At 30.4% G+C, this 22,366-nt stretch carries 15 protein-coding genes; 4 read left to right on the forward strand and 11 right to left on the reverse strand.

All coding sequences use genetic code 11. The features are described from left to right. The first annotated feature begins 135 nt into the window (after window positions 1-135). From GCL57_RS07375 to GCL57_RS07385, 3 genes are read left to right on the forward strand one after another with little or no spacing between them, the layout of a single operon-like run. Entirely contained in the window at window positions 136-1,482 is a 1,347-nt protein-coding gene (locus tag GCL57_RS07375) for a TolC family protein (RefSeq protein ID WP_152212713.1), read from the forward strand. 11 nt (window positions 1,483-1,493) lie between these two features. Then, window positions 1,494-2,417, forward strand: coding sequence for an efflux RND transporter periplasmic adaptor subunit (locus GCL57_RS07380; protein ID WP_152212714.1), 924 nt, complete (start codon window positions 1,494-1,496; stop codon window positions 2,415-2,417). An 18-nt stretch (window positions 2,418-2,435) separates the two neighbouring features. Then, window positions 2,436-5,504, forward strand: a complete 3,069-nt coding sequence (locus GCL57_RS07385; RefSeq protein WP_152212715.1) for an efflux RND transporter permease subunit — start codon at window positions 2,436-2,438, stop codon at window positions 5,502-5,504. 78 nt (window positions 5,505-5,582) lie between these two features. On the opposite strand, the gene ubiG is transcribed toward GCL57_RS07385, so the two are convergent. The 6 genes from ubiG to GCL57_RS07415 all read right to left on the reverse strand — a co-directional run bounded on the left by ubiG (window position 5,583) and on the right by GCL57_RS07415 (window position 10,963). After that, window positions 5,583-6,326 carry a bifunctional 2-polyprenyl-6-hydroxyphenol methylase/3-demethylubiquinol 3-O-methyltransferase UbiG gene (gene ubiG, locus GCL57_RS07390; RefSeq protein WP_152212716.1) on the reverse strand — a complete coding sequence of 248 codons (744 nt, stop codon included), beginning with the start codon at window positions 6,324-6,326 and terminating at the stop codon, window positions 5,583-5,585. A 488-nt stretch (window positions 6,327-6,814) separates the two neighbouring features. Then, window positions 6,815-8,002 carry a 3-oxoacyl-[acyl-carrier-protein] synthase III C-terminal domain-containing protein gene (locus GCL57_RS07395; protein WP_152212717.1) on the reverse strand — a complete coding sequence of 396 codons (1,188 nt, stop codon included), beginning with the start codon at window positions 8,000-8,002 and terminating at the stop codon, window positions 6,815-6,817. Window positions 8,003-8,011: 9 nt separating this feature from the next. Next, the gene (locus GCL57_RS07400; protein WP_152212718.1) at window positions 8,012-9,088 is read right to left on the reverse strand and encodes a glycosyltransferase family 9 protein; all 1,077 of its coding nucleotides are present in this window, start codon (window positions 9,086-9,088) and stop codon (window positions 8,012-8,014) included. Continuing rightward, on the reverse strand, window positions 9,085-9,507 hold the full coding sequence (locus tag GCL57_RS07405; RefSeq protein ID WP_152212719.1) for a GNAT family N-acetyltransferase: 423 nt from the start codon (window positions 9,505-9,507) through the stop codon (window positions 9,085-9,087). Before GCL57_RS07405 ends, GCL57_RS07400 begins: the two co-directional genes overlap by 4 nt. Before the next feature lie 186 nt (window positions 9,508-9,693). Continuing rightward, on the reverse strand, window positions 9,694-10,341 hold the full coding sequence (locus GCL57_RS07410; RefSeq protein ID WP_152212720.1) for a hypothetical protein: 648 nt from the start codon (window positions 10,339-10,341) through the stop codon (window positions 9,694-9,696). After that, on the reverse strand, window positions 10,325-10,963 hold the full coding sequence (locus GCL57_RS07415) for an outer membrane beta-barrel protein (RefSeq protein ID WP_152212721.1): 639 nt from the start codon (window positions 10,961-10,963) through the stop codon (window positions 10,325-10,327). The genes GCL57_RS07410 and GCL57_RS07415 overlap by 17 nt, the downstream gene beginning before the upstream one ends. A 78-nt stretch (window positions 10,964-11,041) precedes the next feature. On the opposite strand from GCL57_RS07415, the gene rnhA reads away from it, so the two are divergent. Further along, a complete protein-coding gene (rnhA, locus tag GCL57_RS07420) occupies window positions 11,042-11,500 on the forward strand; it encodes a ribonuclease HI (RefSeq protein ID WP_152212722.1) in 459 nt (152 codons plus the stop codon). Here the strand turns inward: rnhA and GCL57_RS07425 are convergent, their stop codons facing one another. From GCL57_RS07425 to glyS, 5 genes are read right to left on the reverse strand one after another with little or no spacing between them, the layout of a single operon-like run. Then, on the reverse strand, window positions 11,501-13,300 hold the full coding sequence (locus GCL57_RS07425; RefSeq protein WP_152212723.1) for a hypothetical protein: 1,800 nt from the start codon (window positions 13,298-13,300) through the stop codon (window positions 11,501-11,503). A gap of 13 nt (window positions 13,301-13,313) precedes the next feature. After that, window positions 13,314-14,888, reverse strand: coding sequence for a Ppx/GppA phosphatase family protein (locus GCL57_RS07430; RefSeq protein WP_152212724.1), 1,575 nt, complete (start codon window positions 14,886-14,888; stop codon window positions 13,314-13,316). Then, a complete protein-coding gene (gene ppk1 / locus GCL57_RS07435) occupies window positions 14,888-17,215 on the reverse strand; it encodes a polyphosphate kinase 1 (protein WP_161597652.1) in 2,328 nt (775 codons plus the stop codon). Before ppk1 ends, GCL57_RS07430 begins: the two co-directional genes overlap by 1 nt. Next, window positions 17,199-18,164 (reverse strand): bifunctional riboflavin kinase/FAD synthetase, encoded by a 966-nt coding sequence (locus GCL57_RS07440; RefSeq protein WP_152212726.1) that lies wholly within the window; start codon window positions 18,162-18,164, stop codon window positions 17,199-17,201. Before GCL57_RS07440 ends, ppk1 begins: the two co-directional genes overlap by 17 nt. Window positions 18,165-18,167: 3 nt before the next feature. Further along, a complete protein-coding gene (gene glyS, locus GCL57_RS07445; protein ID WP_152212727.1) occupies window positions 18,168-21,365 on the reverse strand; it encodes a glycine--tRNA ligase subunit beta in 3,198 nt (1,065 codons plus the stop codon). Window positions 21,366-22,366 lie beyond the last annotated feature (1,001 nt).

Below are 22,366 nucleotides of genomic sequence, written 5' to 3' on the forward strand. Positions count from 1 at the left end.
TTAAATTAAAACAAGTATTATATAAAATTCCATTCTAAAATATTGCAAGAATATTATGAATAAAGTATTTTTCCACTTGAAAGGCATTGGTATTTCTAAAGATTATGATTTCACTAGGAGATGTAACCTGCTACTATGCAATTTAAAAAATATAATATTATAATAATTTTTTCATTTTTAATAACAACTATTTGTCATGCTCAAAAACCAATGGATAATAATTCCATTTCCAATCTCACATTAGATCAAGTTATGGAAATTGCAGATAAAAACTCAATGGATGTGAGATCCGCTGCAACTGAATTAAATTATCTAAAAGATTCTGAAGTTCTTACTTACTTTAATCTTGGTCCAAGCCTAAATGCGAGAGCAAATTTAAGTTTTGCGCCGGGACAAACTGAAAGCACGAATACAAATCAACCGAGTCAATCTGAAAATATCACTTTAACACTCACCCAGCCCATCACAGAAATTGTTCAAAATTCATTTAAAATTAATCAGAAAGCAAAATTAAGAAAAGCGGCTGAATTCGATCTTATAAGCGAACGTATTAAAGCGAGAGAAAAAGCGGCTGAACTTTATATTAACTCACAGCAAGCATATAGAAATATTGAAATAAAAAGAACAGAACAAACTCAGGTGGGTGAGCAACTAAACGAAACAAAAACACTTTACGAAAGTGGCGATGAAAATAAAACGAAAATTGATCTCCTACAATTACAAGCAAAATATATTGAAAGTGAGATAAGCCTAAGCCGAGCTGTCGTTGACTTGCAAAATAAAACAGCAGAATTAAAATCATTTTTAGCTCTTAACTCTAATATCACCCTTGCATTTGAAGATAAATCATATTGGGAAGCAAAAAATAAAACAATTGAAAATTTAAATGTCTTAATTGAAAAAGGAAAAAATGGTCGTTTTGAAATTAAAAACTTAGAAAATAAAATAAGTGCTGAAAAAAGTAATTTTATTCAATCTTCATTTGAATATCTTCCTAAAATTAATTTCTTTGCCTCATACGCATATGATAATTCTTCGCAAAGTAATAGTTCTGAAAACCCCAGTGTCTCTTTTTATCCGCAAAAGACCATTAAATATGGCTTAAATTTTAATTGGAATATTTGGGATGGTGGTATTGTGGCTGACTCCCAAATGTCTTCTCTTAATAAGAAAAGAAAGCTTATTATAGAAAAAGAAAAAACTGGATTTAAAATTAATCAAGAAATAGTGTTAGCATATAATGATTTTAAAAATTATAATACAAATTTATCTAAAGCAAAGTCCGTTGTAGAGGTTTCTGAAGAAGCATTAAAGCTTTCTCAAATAAAATATAAGTCAGGTGATTTAACTGCTTCTGAACTTATTTTAGTACAAAATGCACTGACAAATTCAAAAATAAATTTAGCACTCCTACGGAGTAATCTCGATATAACATGGGTTAAGTTACAAGCTTCCTTAGGCGAAATTCCTAAGATAAACTGACAAGGTGAATTATGAGACACAAAAAACATAAATTATTAGTATTACTTGTTTTACTTGGTATACTAAGCACTCATTCCTGCAAAAAATTTAGTAGCTCTGATAAAGTTTCACTACCAACGGATCTTCCCAACAAAGAAAACCTCGAAAAACAAAAGCTAGACGATATTAAAACAGATAATATAATTCAAGATAATAAGAGCAGCACAATCGATACTTCAATTGATTCAAACTCTGCTCCACGCATTCCTGCTTCAGTTAAAGCAGAAAACCAAAGTTCAATTGGTTTTTTAACTTCAGGAACAATTAACAATATTTATGTCAAAGCAGGCGATGAAGTAAAACAGGGTCAATTATTGGCTTCTTTAGCTGAAAAGCAAGCATCTATTGATGTGCGCTCAGCTCAAATTGATGTAGAAAATAAAAAACTCCTACTTGAGCAGCAAGAAAAAAAATTATTACGCATAACTCAACAGCAAAAAAATGGTATTGTTAATTTAGTTACGCTTGAAAATGAAAAAATAAATACAAAAGCTGCTATATTAAATTTAAAAAATGCTCAAACAAATCTTGAAAGCAAAGAATTTATTCTAAAATCAAATAAGCTTTATGCTCCATACTCTGGAGTCATTTCTAAATTATTTAAAAATGTTGGTGATTTTCTTTCCGAAGGCACTCCTGCTCTGCAAATTACACAAATGAGAAATCTTATGTTATTTGCTCAAATGCCCATAACATATTTTAATCAAATGAAAGTTGGATTACACTTTGAAGTTATAAATCCTATATCAGGTGACAAAGGCATTGCAGTCATAAAAAGAATTGTTCCTGTAATCGATCAAAGTACAAGAACCTTTGATGTTTATGCAGAAGTCAAAAATTATTCAGGACGACTTGTGCCAGGATCTTTTTTAGAAATAAATCTTAAATCAAATTAATACAATGAGAAATTTTTTATGCTTTTATCAAAAGTCTCTATTAAAAGACCTTTCTTTGCTTCAATCTTAAATATTTTAATTATTATTTTTGGGCTAATGGCATACCCTAAACTTGGTATCGAACTCGATCCCAATGTTGAATCATCGTATGTCGTTGTAAAAGTCATCTACAATGGATCAAATCCTTCTACCTCTGAAGAACTTTTACTAAAACCTATGGAAGAAAGTTTAAAAGGAATATCTGGAATAAAAAATATGTATGGCTCTGCATTTCAAAATGGAGCATATGTTCAGCTTGAATTTAACCTAGATATTAATATTAATAAAGCTGTTGAAGATGTAAGAAATAAAGTCAGTCAGATTTCTTTTCCAAAAGACTCTGAAACTCCAATGGTAGAAAAAGCAGAATATAAATCAGATTCATTCATGGGTTTATCAATAGCATCAAACAAACTAACTAAAAAAGAACTTTCAAATTATGCTATTTTTGATTTAAAGCCATTACTACAAAAAATTGATGGAGTTGGTGAAATAACTATTATAGGTGCACAAGAACGTGAGATTCATATTGAGCTAAACTCTGGATTAATCAATTCAATGAAACTTTCACCTCTTAAAATCAAAAATGAAATTCAAAATCAAATCGTTACTTTACCGGCAGGTATGTTAAGAACACCTACTAGCATCACAGGTGTTTCTACTTATAATATTCCAAATAATTTAGATAGTATTGCAAAAATGCCTTTAACTTTAGGTAGCAATAATATTATTCGCGTTGAAGATATTGCAAATGTAAACGACTCAGTTGTTGAAGCAAACTCTTATGGAGAATTCAATGGAAATCAATCTATTTTTATTTATATAAGCAAACAATCACAAAGTAATATGGTTAATATATCAAAAAATATCCGTGATCAAATCGAAAAATTAAATATTGAAAATGGTGAAAGACTCCATTTTTCAATTAATTATGATGAATCTCTTTTTATTAAAGATTCACTTTCTGCTGTAGAATTTGATTTATTTCTCGCCGCGATTTTAACTGTGCTTGTTGTGTTTATTTTCTTACACGATTGGCGTAACACTTTAATATGTGCGGTCGCTATTCCTACTTCAATTATTGGTACATTTATTGTTGCTAACTATCTGAACTTTACTTTAAATAGACTGACTTTGCTTGCTCTCACTCTCTCAATTGGAATTTTAGTTGACGATGCAATAGTTGTCATTGAAAATATTCACAGACACCGTTTACAAGGAAAAAGTGCATTAAGAGCGGCAAATGATGGAACGAGTGAAATAGGCGTTGCAGCTATTGCCGTTACTTTGGCAATTGTTTCAGTATTCATTCCAGTCGCATTTATGGATGGTATCGTTGGTAAATATTTCTATGAATTTGGAATAACTGTAACGACCTCTGTTCTTATATCACTCTTTGTTGCATTTACTCTTGTTCCAATGATGAGCAGTCGCATGCTAAAAAATATCGATCACAGTCAATCAAAAAGAAATAAATATGCAATTTTATTTGATAATAAATTCCTTCTTATACAAGAAAAATATCAAACTTTATTAAAATATTTATTGAATTATAAAAAGTCAACATTATTTGCAGCTCTTATAATTTTGATTGCAAGTGTTGTATTGCTTAAATTTGTCCCAATGACATTAAATATTGATACAGATGATAGTTTCACTCGCATTAATTATTCACTTTCTAAAGACACTCCATTGCAAATTTCAATTCAAAGAGGGCAAGAAATTCAGAAATATATTCGCTCTTATCCAGGTGTTGAAAGTGTTCTTATGAGAGTAGGTGGAAATCAAGCAGGCACAGCGAGTGATCTTAATTTCAATATAAAATTAATTGATCCCAAAAAGAGAGATTTTACTGAATCGCAATTTATGCAAAAAATCTCTGAAAGTCTTAAACGATTTATTCAAAATTCCGATGAAAAAGTTGGTTTTGGAAATAGAGATTATCCTGTACAAATCAGTCTACTTTCAAGCAACGGCCAAGCACTTGAAAAGTATTCAAAAGAACTTATACAATTTGTGAATACACTTCCAGAAATTAAAGATGCTTCAAGTAATGCAGAAAATACCACCTATGAATATAAAGTTATTCCAAACCGAATAAAGGCTGCTAATTTAGGAGTTACTTCAACAGACATTGCTAATACTTTAAAATATTTATACTCTGGAGAACAAGTTGGTAACTTTTATAGCGATGGACGTAATTATAATATTAAACTCATGCTACCAAATACAAATACTCAAAGTATTAATTCATTAGCAAGTGTCTATATACCTACTCAAAATGGTGATTCTGTTTTACTTTCAACAATTGCAACTATTGAAAAATCTAAGATTGATTCTGTCATTAATCACATTAATGGAGAAAAAGAATTAACCATTAAAGCAAAATATTTTGGGAAAGATCTATCTGGAATTACAAAAAAAATAGAAAGTTATATTGGAAAGACAAAACCATTTGGAATAAAAAATGAATTTGGTGGTAATTCAGAAATGCTAAAAGAAATGGTTAAAACTATTTCTTCAACTTTATTGCTTGCAGTTCTTTTTATTTTCTTGGTTTTATGCGCTCAATTTGAAAATTTCACTGGACCTTTTTCAATAATGCTGAGCGTTCCACTTGCATTTTCAGGCGCTTTCATTGCGCTTTTACTGATGGGTCAGCCTCTCTCCATAAATTCAATGATTGGTATTATTATGCTCATGGGGCTTGTAACAAAAAATGCAATTCTTTTAATCGAATTTGCACAACAGAGAATTAGTGAAGGCTTGAGTATTCAAAATGCATTATTAGAAGCTGCATATGTTCGCTTTCGTCCCATTATGATGACAACTTTAACAATGATAGTAGGAATGTCTCCACTTATATTTGGTACTGGAGCAGGCCATGAAGCAAGAACAAATATGGGTATAACAGTGATTGGCGGTCTTATCTCTTCGACTATTTTAACTTTAATGGTTGTTCCGTGCTTTTATAGTATTTTAGCTGATTCAAAATTAAAAATTAGAAACATATTTAAGAAAAAAAATTTACACACCTCTTTAAGTTAGGATAAATTCTTAAATATGGATTCATAAAGTTTAGAAAACATATTAGAAAAATATAAATATTATTTACAAAAATAATATTTATATTTTTCTAATATAGCCAATATATCCAGACATAAGTGAGTTTGACATTACAAATTCAAAGTCATCATTTACTTCACCACTAAATACTAATTTTGCGAAAGATTTTGAAAATATTTTTGGATTAAGCCCTTTTATCTCAATAATTTTGCAATTTAAATTACTAAATGCTTCTATAATTTCATTTGGCTTTATAAAAAAATTATATACATGCAAATATTTCGGAGTATTTTTTACAAAATATTCCATTCCCTTAATAACAAATAGTTTTGTAAACAAATTTCTATTAAAAGTATGAAAAAATATGAGACCGTTTTTCTTTACGCAGCGAGAGCATTCACTTAATACCTGTAAATAATCATCGACATGCTCCAATACATCTAAGGCGCAAATTATATCAAAATGCTCATTAGGAAATGGCAATGAGTGCGCATCTCCACATAAATAATCTACATTTTTAGATTCATTATATTTTTTTGCTATATGTAAAACTTCATTATGTATATCCATTCCAGTCACTTTAAAATTATGTTTTGCCAATTCATTTGTTAATAAACCTCCTCCACACCCCACATCAAGTATGGAAGGATATTCATATTTAATATTTTCATTTATTTTTTGTACTATCCATGGATTACGCGCCCGAGATTCTGCTCTTAACATTGCAATATAGTCATTACTTTCATACCAATCATTATTAAAATACTTATATATTTCATTATTAATTTGTATTTTTTTTGCCATAAACTTTACCTTTCCAAATAAAATTCCAAAATATTATTTGATAAAATAAAAATAATTTTATTGATACGAACTGAAAAATAATTAAATATTTTAGAAAAATCATATCACTTATAATCAGAAAACTGAAATAAGACTTTGAAAAAGTTGACCATGAAACAAAAATTAAAATTAATAAAATGGGGTGACATACAAATAAAAATGCATGTAAAAGATGCTCAACCTTATCACAATACTTTGCATGTACAAACTCATCTTTTGTAATAAGTACACACGAAACTAAAGCAATTATAATATATAAAATCATATTTGCTTTTGTCATAGGCAAAAATATAACTATGTAATAGCATATTAGGGTAAACAACGTATCAAATGGATGACCAATCCTTTCCCACTTATTCAAACCCCTCTTTTTATGAAAATAGAACTCATCGTAAAGAATAAGAAAAGAGTGAAATAAAATGAATATAAAAAAAATAACTTCAAGCATTTTATATAACTCTCATAACTGATCCTGAAATAGTTAACCCTGGGCCAAATGCAAGACTTACAATAAGAGTATCTTTTAGCACATTTGAACGAGAAATCCTTTCCCAAATATGCGGAAGAGTTGCAGATGACATATTTCCAAATTCGAATAAAATCTCTTGACTAAAACTAATTTGATCATCCATTAAATTTAAAATATCTCGAATATACTCTATTATTTTTGGGCCACCTGGATGAATTGCAAAAATAGCATTTTCTTTCTCTTCTGAAAATATTAATGAGGCTTTAATAAACATATTTTCAAGAAATTTTTCGATATTTTCTGCTATTATAGAAGGAACTCTTCTCGATATGGCCATTTGAAATCCAAAATCTGACAAACGCCAAGTCATAGCATCATGTGATTCCGAAAAAATAACTTCGTTTTGTGTTAATAATTCAAATGCACAATTTGAACTTTTTAAATTATAATCATTATAATCGCAAAGTGTATATTTTATATGCCCATCTGAAAATAAACTTTGCACAACTATTTGTTCAGGATCATGTAATGATGGGTTGAAATGCAAAGTACACATTTCGGTGTGGACAATATCAACTCTACTTTCTTTTTTTATATTATTTAGCAAAATATTTCGACTCTCATTTAAAAGAAAGCCCTCTGCCATTCGCACCGCAGGTAAAGATGCATAACAACCCATATGATATGCATTGGTCACTTGACATAAATTTCCCCAATCTTTATTTGCAACTAATTTTTGTGGTGCCGAAGGTGAAATATATCCAGTGCAAGAAACATGAATTAGATTTTGTGGGGGATCAAAAATATTATCATAAAATGTATTTATTAAATTTTGAGCTTTAGCGTCAAAGAATTGCATGCGCTGGTTCATATAAGCACCAGAAATTCCCTTATTAAGGTTGAATATTTCCATACTATCCCAATTAATATGAAGAAAATCTGCAATATCTGAACCCCGACTCCTTATTTTATCCGATTTGCATGCAAAGCGTTGAACTATTTTCCTCATTTGTTCGAAATATTCTTCATAACTTTTTCTATTTTCTGAAGAAAGATTTTCTTTATATTTAGAATAAGCATGTGCATGAACAATCCAATTTAAAGCATCTTCCTGCCTAGATTCATACTGTGGACGTAAAATACGAAAATCGCACATAATGAATCGCATAGAAACACCTCATGTAAATATTTCTGGAACTAGCGCTAAAACTGAGTCTACCAAATAATTAGATTTCAGGTCACTCATACAGCGAAAATGTTTTTGTGGACAAACCTTATGCCCATGCTTAGAACAGGGTTGACATGAAAGCGACTTATTAAGTGCATTTTTATAAGAAAGCACTACATTTTTCTCTGAAGCAGGTGCAAAACCACTTTCCCAATCCGTTGGACCAAAAATTCCAATTGAAGGTGTATTTGTACCTGAAGCAATGTGAAGAGGTGCAGAGTCATTGGCAATTATAAATTGAGCACGCGCAGTTAATGCAACGAGTTCATTTAAAGGTAAACAATCTAATGTATTATAAATTCTTTCTGATATTTCTTTATTACTATTTAATAATTCAATAAATTTTTCAATATCTTTTTTATCTTGTTCTCCGCCACTTACAATACAAGCAATTTCAATATTCATATTCATTAGAGTTTTTACAGCACTGAATAAATATTCTAAAGGATATTTTTTAGTTGCCCAAACAGAACCTGGATTCACAATAAAAAAATATTTATGTACTTTAAAAAAATTAGGAAATTTATTTAAAAAACTATTTAAATTATCTGTGGGTCTTAAAATTGGTCTATTGATTCTCATTAATTCATTTCGAATTTTTTCTGATATGAGCCATTCAGGAGCAAGATCTAAGCATCTAACAGACTCGTGATGCTTTACATTAAACTCTCTCAATTCTGTATAAAGAAATTTAAAGGAATTTTTATTATATGAAATTCTTTTTTTAATTTTTGAAAGAAAAGTTGAAAATGCACTTGTAGCCGATTGATGAGGAACTAAAATAACATCTAAATTTAATTTTTTTATTTCATCTGCAATATGTGAAATAGAACTTAGTTTTTTCAAACCTCTTTTTTTTTGAATAGATATAATATTCGTTAAACGAGTATCATTTTTATATAAAATAGCGCTTGGCTTCTTTACAATCAAATAAATTTCATGTTTTTCTAGGTATAACCCTTCAATTAATAATCCACATAGAGCTAGATCTCCAATAAATGCTGAATGAAAAATACCGACCTTCACAGAATTTTCTCCATTACAAAAGCATTTTCCATATTTTTATAATATTTGTTTCTTACAGCAATTTTTAAAAAGCCTAACTTCGTATAAAACGATGATGCAGCAATATTATTTTCACCAACCTCTAAAATAATTTTATTAACTTGAAAGTTTCCTAAATATTTATTTGAGTATTCAAAAATATTTAGTAATAATTCAGAGATACCCCTTCTTCTATAATCATTATTTACAAAGAGATAATCCATCTCAGATTCATTCATAATAATATTCATATTTAAAAATGCAATTAATTTATTTTCTTCAAAAATGGCATAAAAATTAGAGAAATATTTTTCGTTATTCACATGAATACATTGATTAAAAAAGTTTTCAAATGAATTTAATGATTGAGAATATGCATCTGCTAATGAAATTTCATACATTTTTTTTGCAATATGTTCTTCATTATCATTTATAAATAATGGATTATTTTCAACAAATGAAAGTTGAGCAAGATTTGAAATAAATGAATCAAAATATTCTTGATTTATTTTCTCTCCATCAATTTTTAAAGTTGCAGTAAAAATATTACCGCACCAAGAAAAAACTATATTCTTAATAATACTCTCCTATCCATTATTAGATTCTTTTTCACTTGTAGTGTTTATCATTCTCCAAGTAAAGGGAGTCGACCAAAGAGTTGGATTTTTATTAAATCCACCTTTAATAGATCTATAAACTTCTGAACGCAAAACAACATTAACAAAATCTCTAATAGTTTCTTCTGAAAAATTATTAAGTTGTTTTGCATCTTCTGCATTTAAATCTTGCCAAGGTTTTTGTTTCTTTACATTGCTTGTAATATTATCAATCGCAGCTTTTGGAATTTGAAAAAGCTTTAATTGAAAACTTTCATTCCAGGTCGTACAAATGTATAAGATTCTTTTTACATCATCTGGAAAATTTAATATATCTTTGTCATTTAACCCTGATGAAGAGGAATTATATTTCATTGGTAAAAATGAATGCCAATCAGTCGTCATTTTCACTTTTTCATCAGAGAGAAAATTTGAAATAGATAGTATTGCTTGAATATCAAGTGATGAATAAATATATAAACCCGATCTATCACCACAGCTCATAATAGATTTATTAATCGAAATAATTTTATGTTCAGGTATTTTTTCTCCCACAGGATTTGAAATAATACTTGTTTGGGCATTAGACTGAAAATGAGGAAGCAATAACACAAATATTAATTTAAATATTATCAACATCTCCAAACACAAGTTCCATGCGATACATTTGAGCATGGTATTCAGATGATTGAATACCCCGCCACCTTTCAAATGAAAATTTAAGCGCAATCGATTTTGGAAATGTAACACGAAAACCAACTCCATATGTTGCAGAAATTTCACCAAATGCAGATTTTGCTCGAGCAGCAAACCAAGATCTGTCATCAAAAAATATAGTATAACCTATTCCACCTGCAAAATAAGGGCGAAACATATTTCCTAAATCATTTCCAAGTAAATAATCTAAGCGTGGTGTACCTTCGATTTTTGAAAAAATAGACAATGGACTCGTATCTTGATTGGTAGAGCTCTGATTTTGTGCTGAATTATTCCCAAGCCAATCAGACCACCGTAAATCTATGCCTCCACTCCAAAAACCACGAATATGATGCTGCATTCCTAAAGAAAATCCATAACCTGACGCTCTATAAGAGTTAGCAGTCGAGTTAAGAACCTTTTCATTAAAAATTCCAAAGGAAAAAACAGTGCGCGGAAAAGTCATATTTTCATTTTTTTGTGGCACAAGTTGTGCAGAGATCCCATCGGTCATGGGATATGTCTCAATATGATTATTTTGAACGGGTGGCATTTCAGCTAGCATTCGAATATTCTTTCATGTCAACATTATTAAAAGCAATTGCATAACTTTCTGCATTGGCTTTTAGAGAGCAGAGTTCATATGACTTCACACGTTACACTTTACACAGATGGTGCATGTTCTGGAAATCCTGGCCCTGGTGGTTGGGGCTGTGTTCTACTTTATGCAGAGCATAAAAGAAGAATTTCTGGTTATGAGAGTCATACAACAAACAATAAAATGGAACTCATGGGAGTCATCAAAGGACTAGAAAGTTTATTACGCCCTATGCCAGTTCTTATTATCACTGACAGTCAGTATGTCAAAAATGCTTTTACAGAAGGTTGGCTTGAAAACTGGCAACGAAATGGTTGGAAAACAAAAAATGGCAAGCCAGTAAAAAATCAAGAAGAATGGATTCGTTTGAGTCTTTTACAAAGAAAACATGTTCTTTCATGGCAATGGGTTAAAGGGCATTCTGGTGATAAGTTCAATGAAATGTGTGATGAGCTGGCACGCAATGCAATCACTCAAAAAAAGGGTATTGATGAAAAGTTTTAATTAAGTATCACTTTTTTCATCTCTATATAAAAAATCCAAAGGAAGGCTCTCATCAATTTGATCGGGATCTTTATTAGGAATTAGGCATAAATCATTAACATTCACTCTATTAAAAAGATTATTAAATCCTTCATAAGAGCCTTCTAAATAAGAGAGATATAAATTTGCAGTTAACTTTTTGATAATATCGTTATTCCAATAATTATCTAGCTCATAATCATAACTTTGGACAAAATTTTCATTATTTTTCCAATTCGAATTTACAATATAAACAAGGCTCGAATCAAATTCGACATCAGCAGATTTTATATCTTCATCCTTATTTATCTCATCAATAATTACTTGTGTTTTATTTGGAACTGATTGAATAAGTGCTGTATAAATAATAAAATTATTCTGATTATTGATTACAAAAAGTTGATAAAACCCAATTGGAACATTATAAAAAAAACCGACTAAATCATTTACAAATTTATTTTCTACTGAAAAAAATTTTATATTATTATTTCCAGAAAAATCCCTTAGAAAAACAGATATTTTATCAGATCGTATTGTGCCTTGTAAATTCAACCCCAAGAAAACAGATCCTAAATCTTGAGTTTTAAGTGGGTTAAGATACTCTTGATTTTCTTTCATGAGATTAGGATTGAATATTTTTAAAATCACTGGAGAAAGTTTATCAACATAAACTTGTCCTGGCTGATAATCTTCCTTGAGATTTAACAAATTTCTTGTATAAAATTCTGAATTCATTTTCAAAATATAAAACCTACCGCTTTTCTCATATGGTAATTTATAATCAATTGTTAAAAGGTCATTGCCAAGCGGAAAATACACTAACTCATTTTTTAATTTATTTGAAACACTTACTGATGAGTAATTTGGAGATGTTTTTAATGATAATTTTGCCGGATTTGAATATGCAAAACTTCTTCCTCCAACAAGCTCCTTCACTTCAACAGGGCGAAATATTGAAGAATTCAAATCGAAAAATAAATCATCTGAAAATGAAAATGCAGACAATAAAACATCAAATGTATAAGATGCGCCAGTCCTTAAATTAAATTGTAACCTAAAATTATCGGACTCTAAATTACAATTAAACTCATTTTTTAGGCAAGAATTAACATTAAAAAAACAAAAATGTCCGCTTTGAGTCATCGCATTTAATTCACGAGATGGGAGATCATCTACAGTAAAGTATTTTGCAAAAAAACTTTTCCCATAATTATTTTTTAGAGTAACTTTTCCACCTTCTAAATCTACTGGTGAAACTCCTTGGGCATATCCACAAAAACCTGTGTTTTCAAAATACTGTTTTTTATCCTCACTAAATAATTGGGCTAAAGTAGAAGTAAAGCCATGACTTTTTAGTATTACATTATAAAAATTTGCATTTTCAGATACATAGACTGGCAAAATTCTTTTATTTAACAAACCACTTTGATCCCAAAAGTAGAGACTAAAAGAACTCCCAACGGGAACAACGTTTTTTGGAATTGAAAAACAACCATTATTATCAGGATAAAATTCAAATTCGTCACTATTTTTTCCTGAATATTGAATCCCACCAAACCGAATTACAATATTATTGTTGTATTTTTTAAAGTAATTATCGTCTTCTGGAATAATTATTTGTCCAGCAAGAGCTCCATCTCTTGAACAGTTATAAGTATTATAATCTATATTATTTTCGTTATCATTTAATTGATTTGTTTCTTTTATAAATGACCAAGATATACAACTAGGAAAAAAGGGGATAAGAAATAAAAATATTTTAATAAAACATTTTAAATTCAAAATTCATTACCCTTCAATGTTCTAAAATAATTTCTAAAGTACTTGAAAAAACATTTTCAAATGCTTTCTTTTCAATTGCTGCTTCATACATTTCAAGTTCAATATCCTGTCCTGCTCTCATATGCACCGATAAACTCATTTTAGATGTAAAAAATTCATTGAGTTTTATTTCATGAATTTTACCTTGCCGACCCCTGTCTAAGCTAACTGCTAAGCGTAAAATAGCTGCACAAATATTAACAGCTCGTTGCATATCTTTATCAAAATCACAATACACTTCGTCATTTTCTCTAGGCATACGCTTACGATGATAACGAACTATTGTTGCAATAATCTGCATCTCACGAGTTGTAAATCCAGGCAAGGTTGCATTGCGAATAAAGTAAAAGGTGTGCTTGTGATGTCCTGTATGCCCAATAAATAATCCACATTCATGTAAATATGCAGCAGATCGTAAATATTCACGCCATGAATTTGAAAGATTATGTTTTTCAATTAATTGATCAAATAAACTAACAGAAAAAGACGTAATATGAAAAGCATGGGCTTCATCTATATGAAATTTTTGTCCGAATGATCTTACTGAGCGCCAACGAACATCACTCGTGTCACCTTGTAACCACACACCATCACGTAACATCGTGTCGTATAATATGCCTTCACGAATTGCAGTTAATGATATTATCCATTCACGGATTCCAAGTATTTTAGTAATTGAACTTAATACAAATAAGCCCGCTACAATAATATCTGCACGCTTTGCATCTAATCCTGGTAACTGTCTTCTCTCTCTAAGAGAACGTGCTCTTAATATTGCTTCTTTCGCAATCCAAATTTCTTTCGCTGATAATACATTGCCATGCAATGATATAGGAATTTCAGAGTTTGTTAAACCTAATACTAAAGATTTAACTGCTTTTATCGTTCCGGATGAACCTACGGCACAATCAAATCCAATTCGTTCTACTTCTGATAAAACAGGCTCTAAGCGTGTGTTAATATAAAGCTCTAATGATCTTAAGTTCTCATCATTCAATGGGTCTGATTGTACAAAACCTTGTGTCAAACGAACACAGCCTAATTTTAATGAAGTTGCAAATCTTTCTTCACCCCACTGCCCCACGACAATTTCTGTGGAGCCTCCACCAATATCAACAATTAATGTCGACTTATCTTGAATTGGCAATCCCTGTTGCACACCTAAATAAACCAATCGTGCTTCTTCTTGGCCAGAAATAATTTCAATATCAATCCCAGTTTTTTTATAAATTTTAGCAACAAAGTCGATTCCATTTTTTGCTTCACGCAGAGCACTTGTTCCAACAGCACGAATGTGAGCCCCTCGAAAATCAGCAATTTCTTTCATTTTTTTCAGAACAGAAATTAGTCTATTTAGGGCATCATTATTTAAATTTCCATCGGAATCAAAAGATGCAGCTAAACGTACCTGATCTTTTTCTGAATCAATAATTGTGAAAGTTTCTGGAGATTCCATTTCAACAACAAGCATATGTACACTATTGGAACCAACATCAATTGCAGCAATTCTTTTTTTTTCAAAAATTTTTTTGGGAGGCAGATTAAACATTACTTTTTCTTCTTTTTCTTTGCCACGTTTTTTTTCTTCTCTTCAACAACCAAAGAAGGTATGAAACGCTCAGGAATGCGTTCAAAATCTTTTTTGTCAAAAAGCGGCTTTATTGCTTGATCATACGCAATAGATTTTACCCCATAACGTCGAGCTTCTTCAATAAATTTTTCTTGACATCGGAAGAGCGGCTCTCCATTTTGTGTTTGACTTTTTATATAAGAACCATTGCTTTGCATATAGTGGCTCTTACAGTTATCATTTAAGAAATTATTTAAAATTCCTGTAACTTTAGCTTTTAATTCTATATGATCAATAGGCCAAACAATTTCAATTCGTTTATCCATATTGCGCTGCATAAAATCAGCACTTCCACAATATATTAAAGGATCTCCTTTATTTTTAAACCAAAATATTCTAGAATGCTCTAAAAATCTATCAATAATACTAATGACTTTAATATTTTCTGAGACTCTTTTAATACCAGGCCTTAAAATACAAACTCCTCTAATAATTAAATCTATTTTTACACCTTTTTGACTTGCTTTGTAAAGTGCTTGGCAAAGTTTCGTATCAACCAAAGAATTCATTTTTAAAATAATATGAGCAGGGTTTTCAGGTGAATGAAGTTTTTTTTCATGCTCTATCAATTGAATAATTTGCTCTCTTAATCGAAAAGGAGCTACTTTTATTTTTTCGAAATCAGGGGCGCGAAAACGCGTCTTTTCTTGATCTCTTAAAATATTAAATCCAGTCAAAAAATTAAATAAATTTGCAACATCGTCACACAGTGCAGCATCTGCTGTTAAATGTCCAATATCGGTATATAATTTAGCTGTCGCGCTATTGTAATTACCTGTTGAAATATGCACATACTTTTGTAGATAATTATTTTTTTCTTTACGAATAACAAGTGTACATTTTGCATGCGTTTTTAAATCAATAAAACCAAAAACAACATGTGCTCCAGCGCGTTCAAGTCTTTTTGCCCATTCAATGTTATTGGCTTCATCAAATCTTGCCTTTAGCTCTACCACAACAGTAACTTGCTTTCCTCTTTCTGCTGCATTGGAAAGTGCTTCAATAATTGGAGAATCTCCACCTGAGCGATACAAAGTTTGCTTTATTGCAAGAACCTTTTCATCTTTTGCGGCACTTCTTAAGAAATCAAGCACACTAGCAAATGAATCATAAGGATGATGCAATAAAATATCTTTTTCTCTTATTATATCAAAAATATCCCGATTTTCATCTACAAGTACGACATTTAATCTTGGATTAAATGCGGGGTCTTTTAAAATAGGATCGACTCTTTCTACTTTTAGGAGCGGAACTAAATCACGATAATTAATTAATCCTTCAATTTCATATAAGTCAGAAGAGTCAAGCTCTAGAACTCCTGCAAGTTTATTTCTTAACCAATCAGGCATATTTTTTTCATATTCAAGTCGCACAACTGTTTTTTGTTCTCGATCTTTTAATTCATATTCAATTGATTTCATTAAATCTTTAACTTCTCCTTCAAGAAGTTGATAATCAAGATTTCGTGTCACGCGAAATGAATGGGCACCCGTAACTCGAGTCCATGGAAAAAGAGCTGGCATATAACTTTTAATAAGCTCTTCTACTAGAAAAAACCGATGTTTATTTGTTTTAATTGTTATAGGAATGAGTCTCTGTATTTTTTGTGGAATTTCAACCAAAGCAAGCAGTGGCTCTCCATTTTCAGAAATACCTTCAAAAGTTACGGCTAAATAAAGTGATAAATTAGATAAATAAGGAAATGGATGTGCGGGATCAATCGCTAATGGAGTGAGAACTGGAAAAATCTGACTTTCAAAATGTGCATCTAGTTTTTCTTCATCAGAACGAGTTAAATCTTCAATATTTGCAATTGAGATATGATGATTTGATAAAGCTGGAAATATTTGTGAGTATAAACATTTTTCAGCCCGCTTTATTAAACCACGAACTTTAATAGCAACTTCATCAAGTGTCTCATCAAATTCTTCTTCATCAAGATAAATATTATTAGGCTTAACAACAAGTTTTAATAATCCTGATAATCTTACCATAAAAAATTCATCTAAATTTGATGCAAAAATTGTACAAAATTTAAGTCTCTCAAATAAGGGAACACTCTTATTCTCAGCTTCTGTTAAAACTCTCTCGTTAAAAGAAAGCCAAGCAATTTCTCTATTTAAAAATAAATCATGATCATCTAAATGAATTTGCTTTAATTGAACAAGTTCTTTTATTTGATTTTGACTCGAATAAGGTATTAAATTTTTGTTTTTTTTTAATTCTGAACTAGATATTTTGCTCATTTTGGTCATCCATAAAATAAGATCTTGTTTTTTGGACGTCCTTTGCAATTTGTTCTTTCAATTGTTCCATTCCATTGAATTTCATTTCACCTCGTATAAATTTCTTTAGATGAAATTTGATTTTACGGGTGTATATATCATCAGAAAAATCGAGGATATGTGCTTCAATTTGTAACATTAAACCACTTGCAATTGTAGGACGAACACCACAGTTCATAACGGCTGGCAATAGTTTTCCACTAGAATCTAACTCAACATAACATGCGTATACACCATACTTTGGGACCACAAGTATATCATCAAGTAAAATATTAGCGGTTGGAAAACCAATTAATCGGCCGCGCTGATCTCCTTTTACTACCATGCCTGACAAAAAATAGGAATGGTCTAAAAGCTTCTCTGCGTATTCGGCATCACCTTGCAGTAAGGCTTCGCGCACTAAAGATGAGGAAACAATTTTTTCATTTGATAATTTATGGGCGGATGCTTGCTTAATTATCCATCCTACATTTTCAGCAAAATTTTTCATATGACTAAAATTGCCTTTTCTTTGCTTCCCATAACAAAAATCATGACCAATTAAAATAGTATTAATTTGAAAATGATTTTTAAGCCACCCACAAAAATCATCCGCCGTTAAAGAAGAAAATTCTTTTGAAAAAACTTGCACCATAACAAGATCTACTCCCGCATTTAATAATAATGCGGTTTTTTCTTTCAGAGATGTTAAAAGTGGCTTTGGGGAATCTGGTGAAAAAAATGTAGCTGGATGAGGATCAAATGTAATAACAGCAATTTTAGTATTCGGAGAATATTTTTTTAATTCTTGTATTAAGAATAAATGCCCCGAGTGCACACCGTCAAAATTACCAATTGTTAAAGAAAATCTTTCTTTATTTTTGAAAGCTTCCTTATCTCCAAAAATCTGAAATGAGTCTTTTAAAGACATAAATTATTGTACCTGAATGAGAGAAAAATCTGCCGCGTCTTCATAGAGAGAACGGATTCTCATTAAAAGGCAAAGTCTGTTTTTCTTCAATTCTCCATCCGGATCATTAACCATAACATTATCAAAAAATGAAGCCATTGGCTCTGCTAAACTTGCGAGCATAATTAGCAATTCTTCGTACCTTGCCCCTGCATGAAGTTCTTTTACCTTTAACTCAAGAGTGATGAGTTTTTCAAATAAAATTGCTTCTTCCTTTTCTTTAAATAAAGATGTGCTGATATTTTGATCATTCCAATTTAAAGTTAAATTTCTTGCTCTTCGATATGGTATAAGAGCTTCAAGTAATGACCCCTTGCCCGTTTGCTCAAGTGCTTTTGCAATAGCGTGTGCAAAACTTTTAACCTTAACAAGAGGTTCAGATATGAGTTTTAAAGACAGCGCTTCAAGAGAACGAATATCAAAATCTTCTTTTAAGGTTGCCTTTATTCTATCAAGAATAAAGGCATGGATTTTAACTTCACTCTCCGGTGCAATTTTGTGAGTTTCTTTTAAAATATTCAAAGTTAAAGCAACAGCCTCTTTAACTGAAATAGGAAGAGAATTTATTTCATCTTTTAAACCTAAGAGTCGCGCAATACCAAGTGCATATCGTCTCATACCATATGGGTCTTTGTTACCTTTAACTTCTGCTCCGTGATTAATCATAATACATAAAGAATCAAGCTTATCTGCAAGTGATAAAATAGCTCCAAATACTGTAGAGGGTAGCGATGCTTGAGCTCCTACTGGCATATAATGTTCTTCAATTGCTTTTGCGACCAATAAAGATTTATTAACATCAGAAAAAATATTTTGTTCCCTTACGAGAACTCCCCCCATTACACCTTGCATTTCATCTGGAAACTCTTGCACACATCCTGATTTTAAATCAGCTTTACAAAGCTCCGCAGCTCTTTCAATTAATTGTAAATCAACATTTTTTAATTGATCTGAAAATTTTGGACTTAAATTTGTATAAAGCTGTCTTGCTATTTTTTTTGCCCGCTCTGATTTATCGAAAAGCGACCCCATTCCAGATTGAAAGAGTTGATCATGTAATTTATTTCTAAATTCGTCAATTGGAGTTGCTAAATCCGTGTCATAATAAAATGCACCATCTTCAAGGCGCCCAACAACAACTGTTTTTGTACCTTCAATCATAGCTTCAACATCTGCGCATTTATAATTAGCTACACCAATATAAAATGGTAACAAATTTTTTTCATCTTTTGTTGTAACTGAAAAATAATTCATATGTTCACGTAAAACACTTTCAATTAAACGAGATGGTAAACGAAGATATTTTTTATCGAACTCAGCAATAAATACTTGAGGATTTTCAAACAAACCAATACACTTTGATAATAAACTCTCATCTTTAAATAATTTACCATCTACCTTATCAACCAATGCATGAACTTCTTTTAGTATTTTTTCTTCACGTGCCTCAATTGAGTTTAACACATATGCATTCTCAAGTGATTTATTATATTCATAAATATTTGCAATTAAAATTGCTTCTGGATGCAAAATTCTCTGTCCATAAGTTTTTCTTCCAGAAGCAATACCAAACATTTCAAGTGGAATAACTTTATCTTCTACCAAGGCAAGAATCCAGCGTACTGGACGAATAAAAGTTGGACTTAATTCAGCAGGCAACCACTTCATTTTTAAAGGAGCTGAAAGTGCATAGCACCACTCTTTAAAATTTTGTGCGAGTAAAGTTGGAAAGTCTTCCCCAACAATTTCTTTTACAGCATATAGAAATGTTCCATTCGCTTTCTCTTTAAATTTTACGCATGAAGAATCGATATTATTTTTCTTACAAAATCCAAGACCTGCTTGAGTTAAATTTCCATCAGAAGATTTAGCAACTTTTTCTGCAGGCCCCCATATTTCAATTTTTTGTTTTGGCTCCACTCTAGGAATATTAGTAAATTCTACGCTCAATCTTCTGGAAGATATTTGGACTGAATATTTTGCATCTTTTAAAGCTTTAATATATTCAGAAATATCATAAGGTATTTCTGAATAAGATTTATATGATTTTAAAATATTGTCTTGTTTTTGATTAATGAAATCTACGATCTTTTGCTTTAGCTCATCTCGCGCAGATACTTGAAATGAAGGTGGCATTTCTTCCACGCCTAGTTCGAATAATATATTTAATGATTTTTTATTTGAAAAATCATTATTACTATAAATTCTTTCTTCATTACTCTCACTCGATATTTTTACTAAATTATTTCTTGATGATAAGAGTGGCTTTCTTGCATCGGTATCGAGTATATTAAGCATTGGGTAGCCAAGTTTTTCTCTCTCTGCACGATATTGTACTGCACATTTTTTTGCGCAATCTCTAACACGAGCAATATACCTTTGACGTTCACTGACAGAAATAGCTCCACGCGCATCGAGCATGTTAAAAGCATGGGATGCTTGTAAGACAAAGTCATAGGCAGGCAAAACAAGGCCTTTTTCACATAATTCAAACACACGTTGTTCATATTTATTAAAGCAATCGAGTAACTCGTTAATATTTGCTTCTTTAAAATTATAATGAGAAAATTCATATTCATTCTGATAAAATATATCGCCATATGTAAAATAATCATTAAAAGGCATATCTAATGCATTTTTATAACCTTTTGCATACATAAAAAGCCGCTCAAGACCATATGTTATTTCCCCACAGACAACATCAATGTCGATGCCACCAAGTTGTTGAAAATAAGTAAACTGTGAAACTTCTTGCCCATTGGCACGAACTTCCCATCCAAGTCCCCAAGCCCCTAAGGTGGGACCTTTCCAATCATCTTCTAGTAAACCTATATCATTATTTTTTAAATTTATTCCTACATGTTCAAGTGACTTCAAAAATATATCGACAATATTTGAAGGTGATGGCTTTAATAAAACTTGCAATTGGTAATAATGTTGAAAGCGATATGGACTTTTACCATAACGCCCATCAACTGGACGACGGCACGGCTGAACATAAACACTACGCCATGGTTCAGGTCCAACGCCTTTCAAGAATGTGTGAGGATGAAAAGTACCAGCGCCCATATTTGCATCATGTGGCTGGCTCCAAATACAACCATGATCAACCCAGTAGTTGCATAGAGCGATAATAAATTCTTGAAAGTTTCTAATTTCCACAAGATTCACCTTTAACAAGAGAAATACTGCAATTGAATCAAATCTACTTTCTAGGTAGAAAAAATAATATAACACATTAATTTAACTATATATAATTAAATATCTTCAAAAATAGCCAAAACAGCATCCTTACAAAATCTTCTTGAAACTGCTTGCAGTTCAAAGAAATCCATCTTTTTGAAAGCAAAATTTGTACCAATTTAATATAGAAGTCCCTCATCTATGTAAAGTCCATTTTAAAAATAGCTTAAAAAATATTCACTTTTATTTTTTTTATTTATAACTATTAGTTTTGTTGTAAGGATGAACCCTCAAAGAGCAAATTTTATTCTTATTAATAATACGAGCCCTAAAAATAAGAATTTTTAATAAAAACATACAACTAGATTAGTTTTAATTTTAGATTAAGTATATTATTTGAAAAAAAAATGCTCAAAAATTACACAGAAATTATATAACATATGTGCTGCAAAAACTAAAATTATTCATTTTACTCTTTCAATAATCAAAAAAAGAGAATTTAAATTTTTAATAAATATCGCTAAGGATTTCTGAAAAATAAAGACTTTTATTTCTTTTAAACATATATTTTTACAAATAAATTTTAAATATTTAAAATGTAACAAATAAAATCAAACAAATAGTAACTAACTAAATGATTATTTACTATTTGAGTAACTATTTAATTTTACCCCTTCTGTGGAATAATATACTATAGCAATAACTGTCAATGGTATTATCTTCCAAAAAAAATTGGAATTGTAAATTTTAAACTAATACCGACCAATCATTAACAAGATAAAATTATGATTCAATATATTTTTATATTAGATATCATTTATTTAAAGAACTATACTTTTTTGTACTTTTCTTTTTAGTATTTTCATAATAAAATTTTTAATAATCTAATAATACATAAACATTTCATATATTTATGTATTGAATAATAGTAAAAAAAACATTCGAGATTTCTTGGACATTATTTAAAAAAAAGTTCGCAA

The sequence above is a fragment of the Fluviispira multicolorata genome, from assembly GCF_009208585.1.
GTDB lineage: Bacteria > Bdellovibrionota_B > Oligoflexia > Silvanigrellales > Silvanigrellaceae > Silvanigrella > Silvanigrella multicolorata.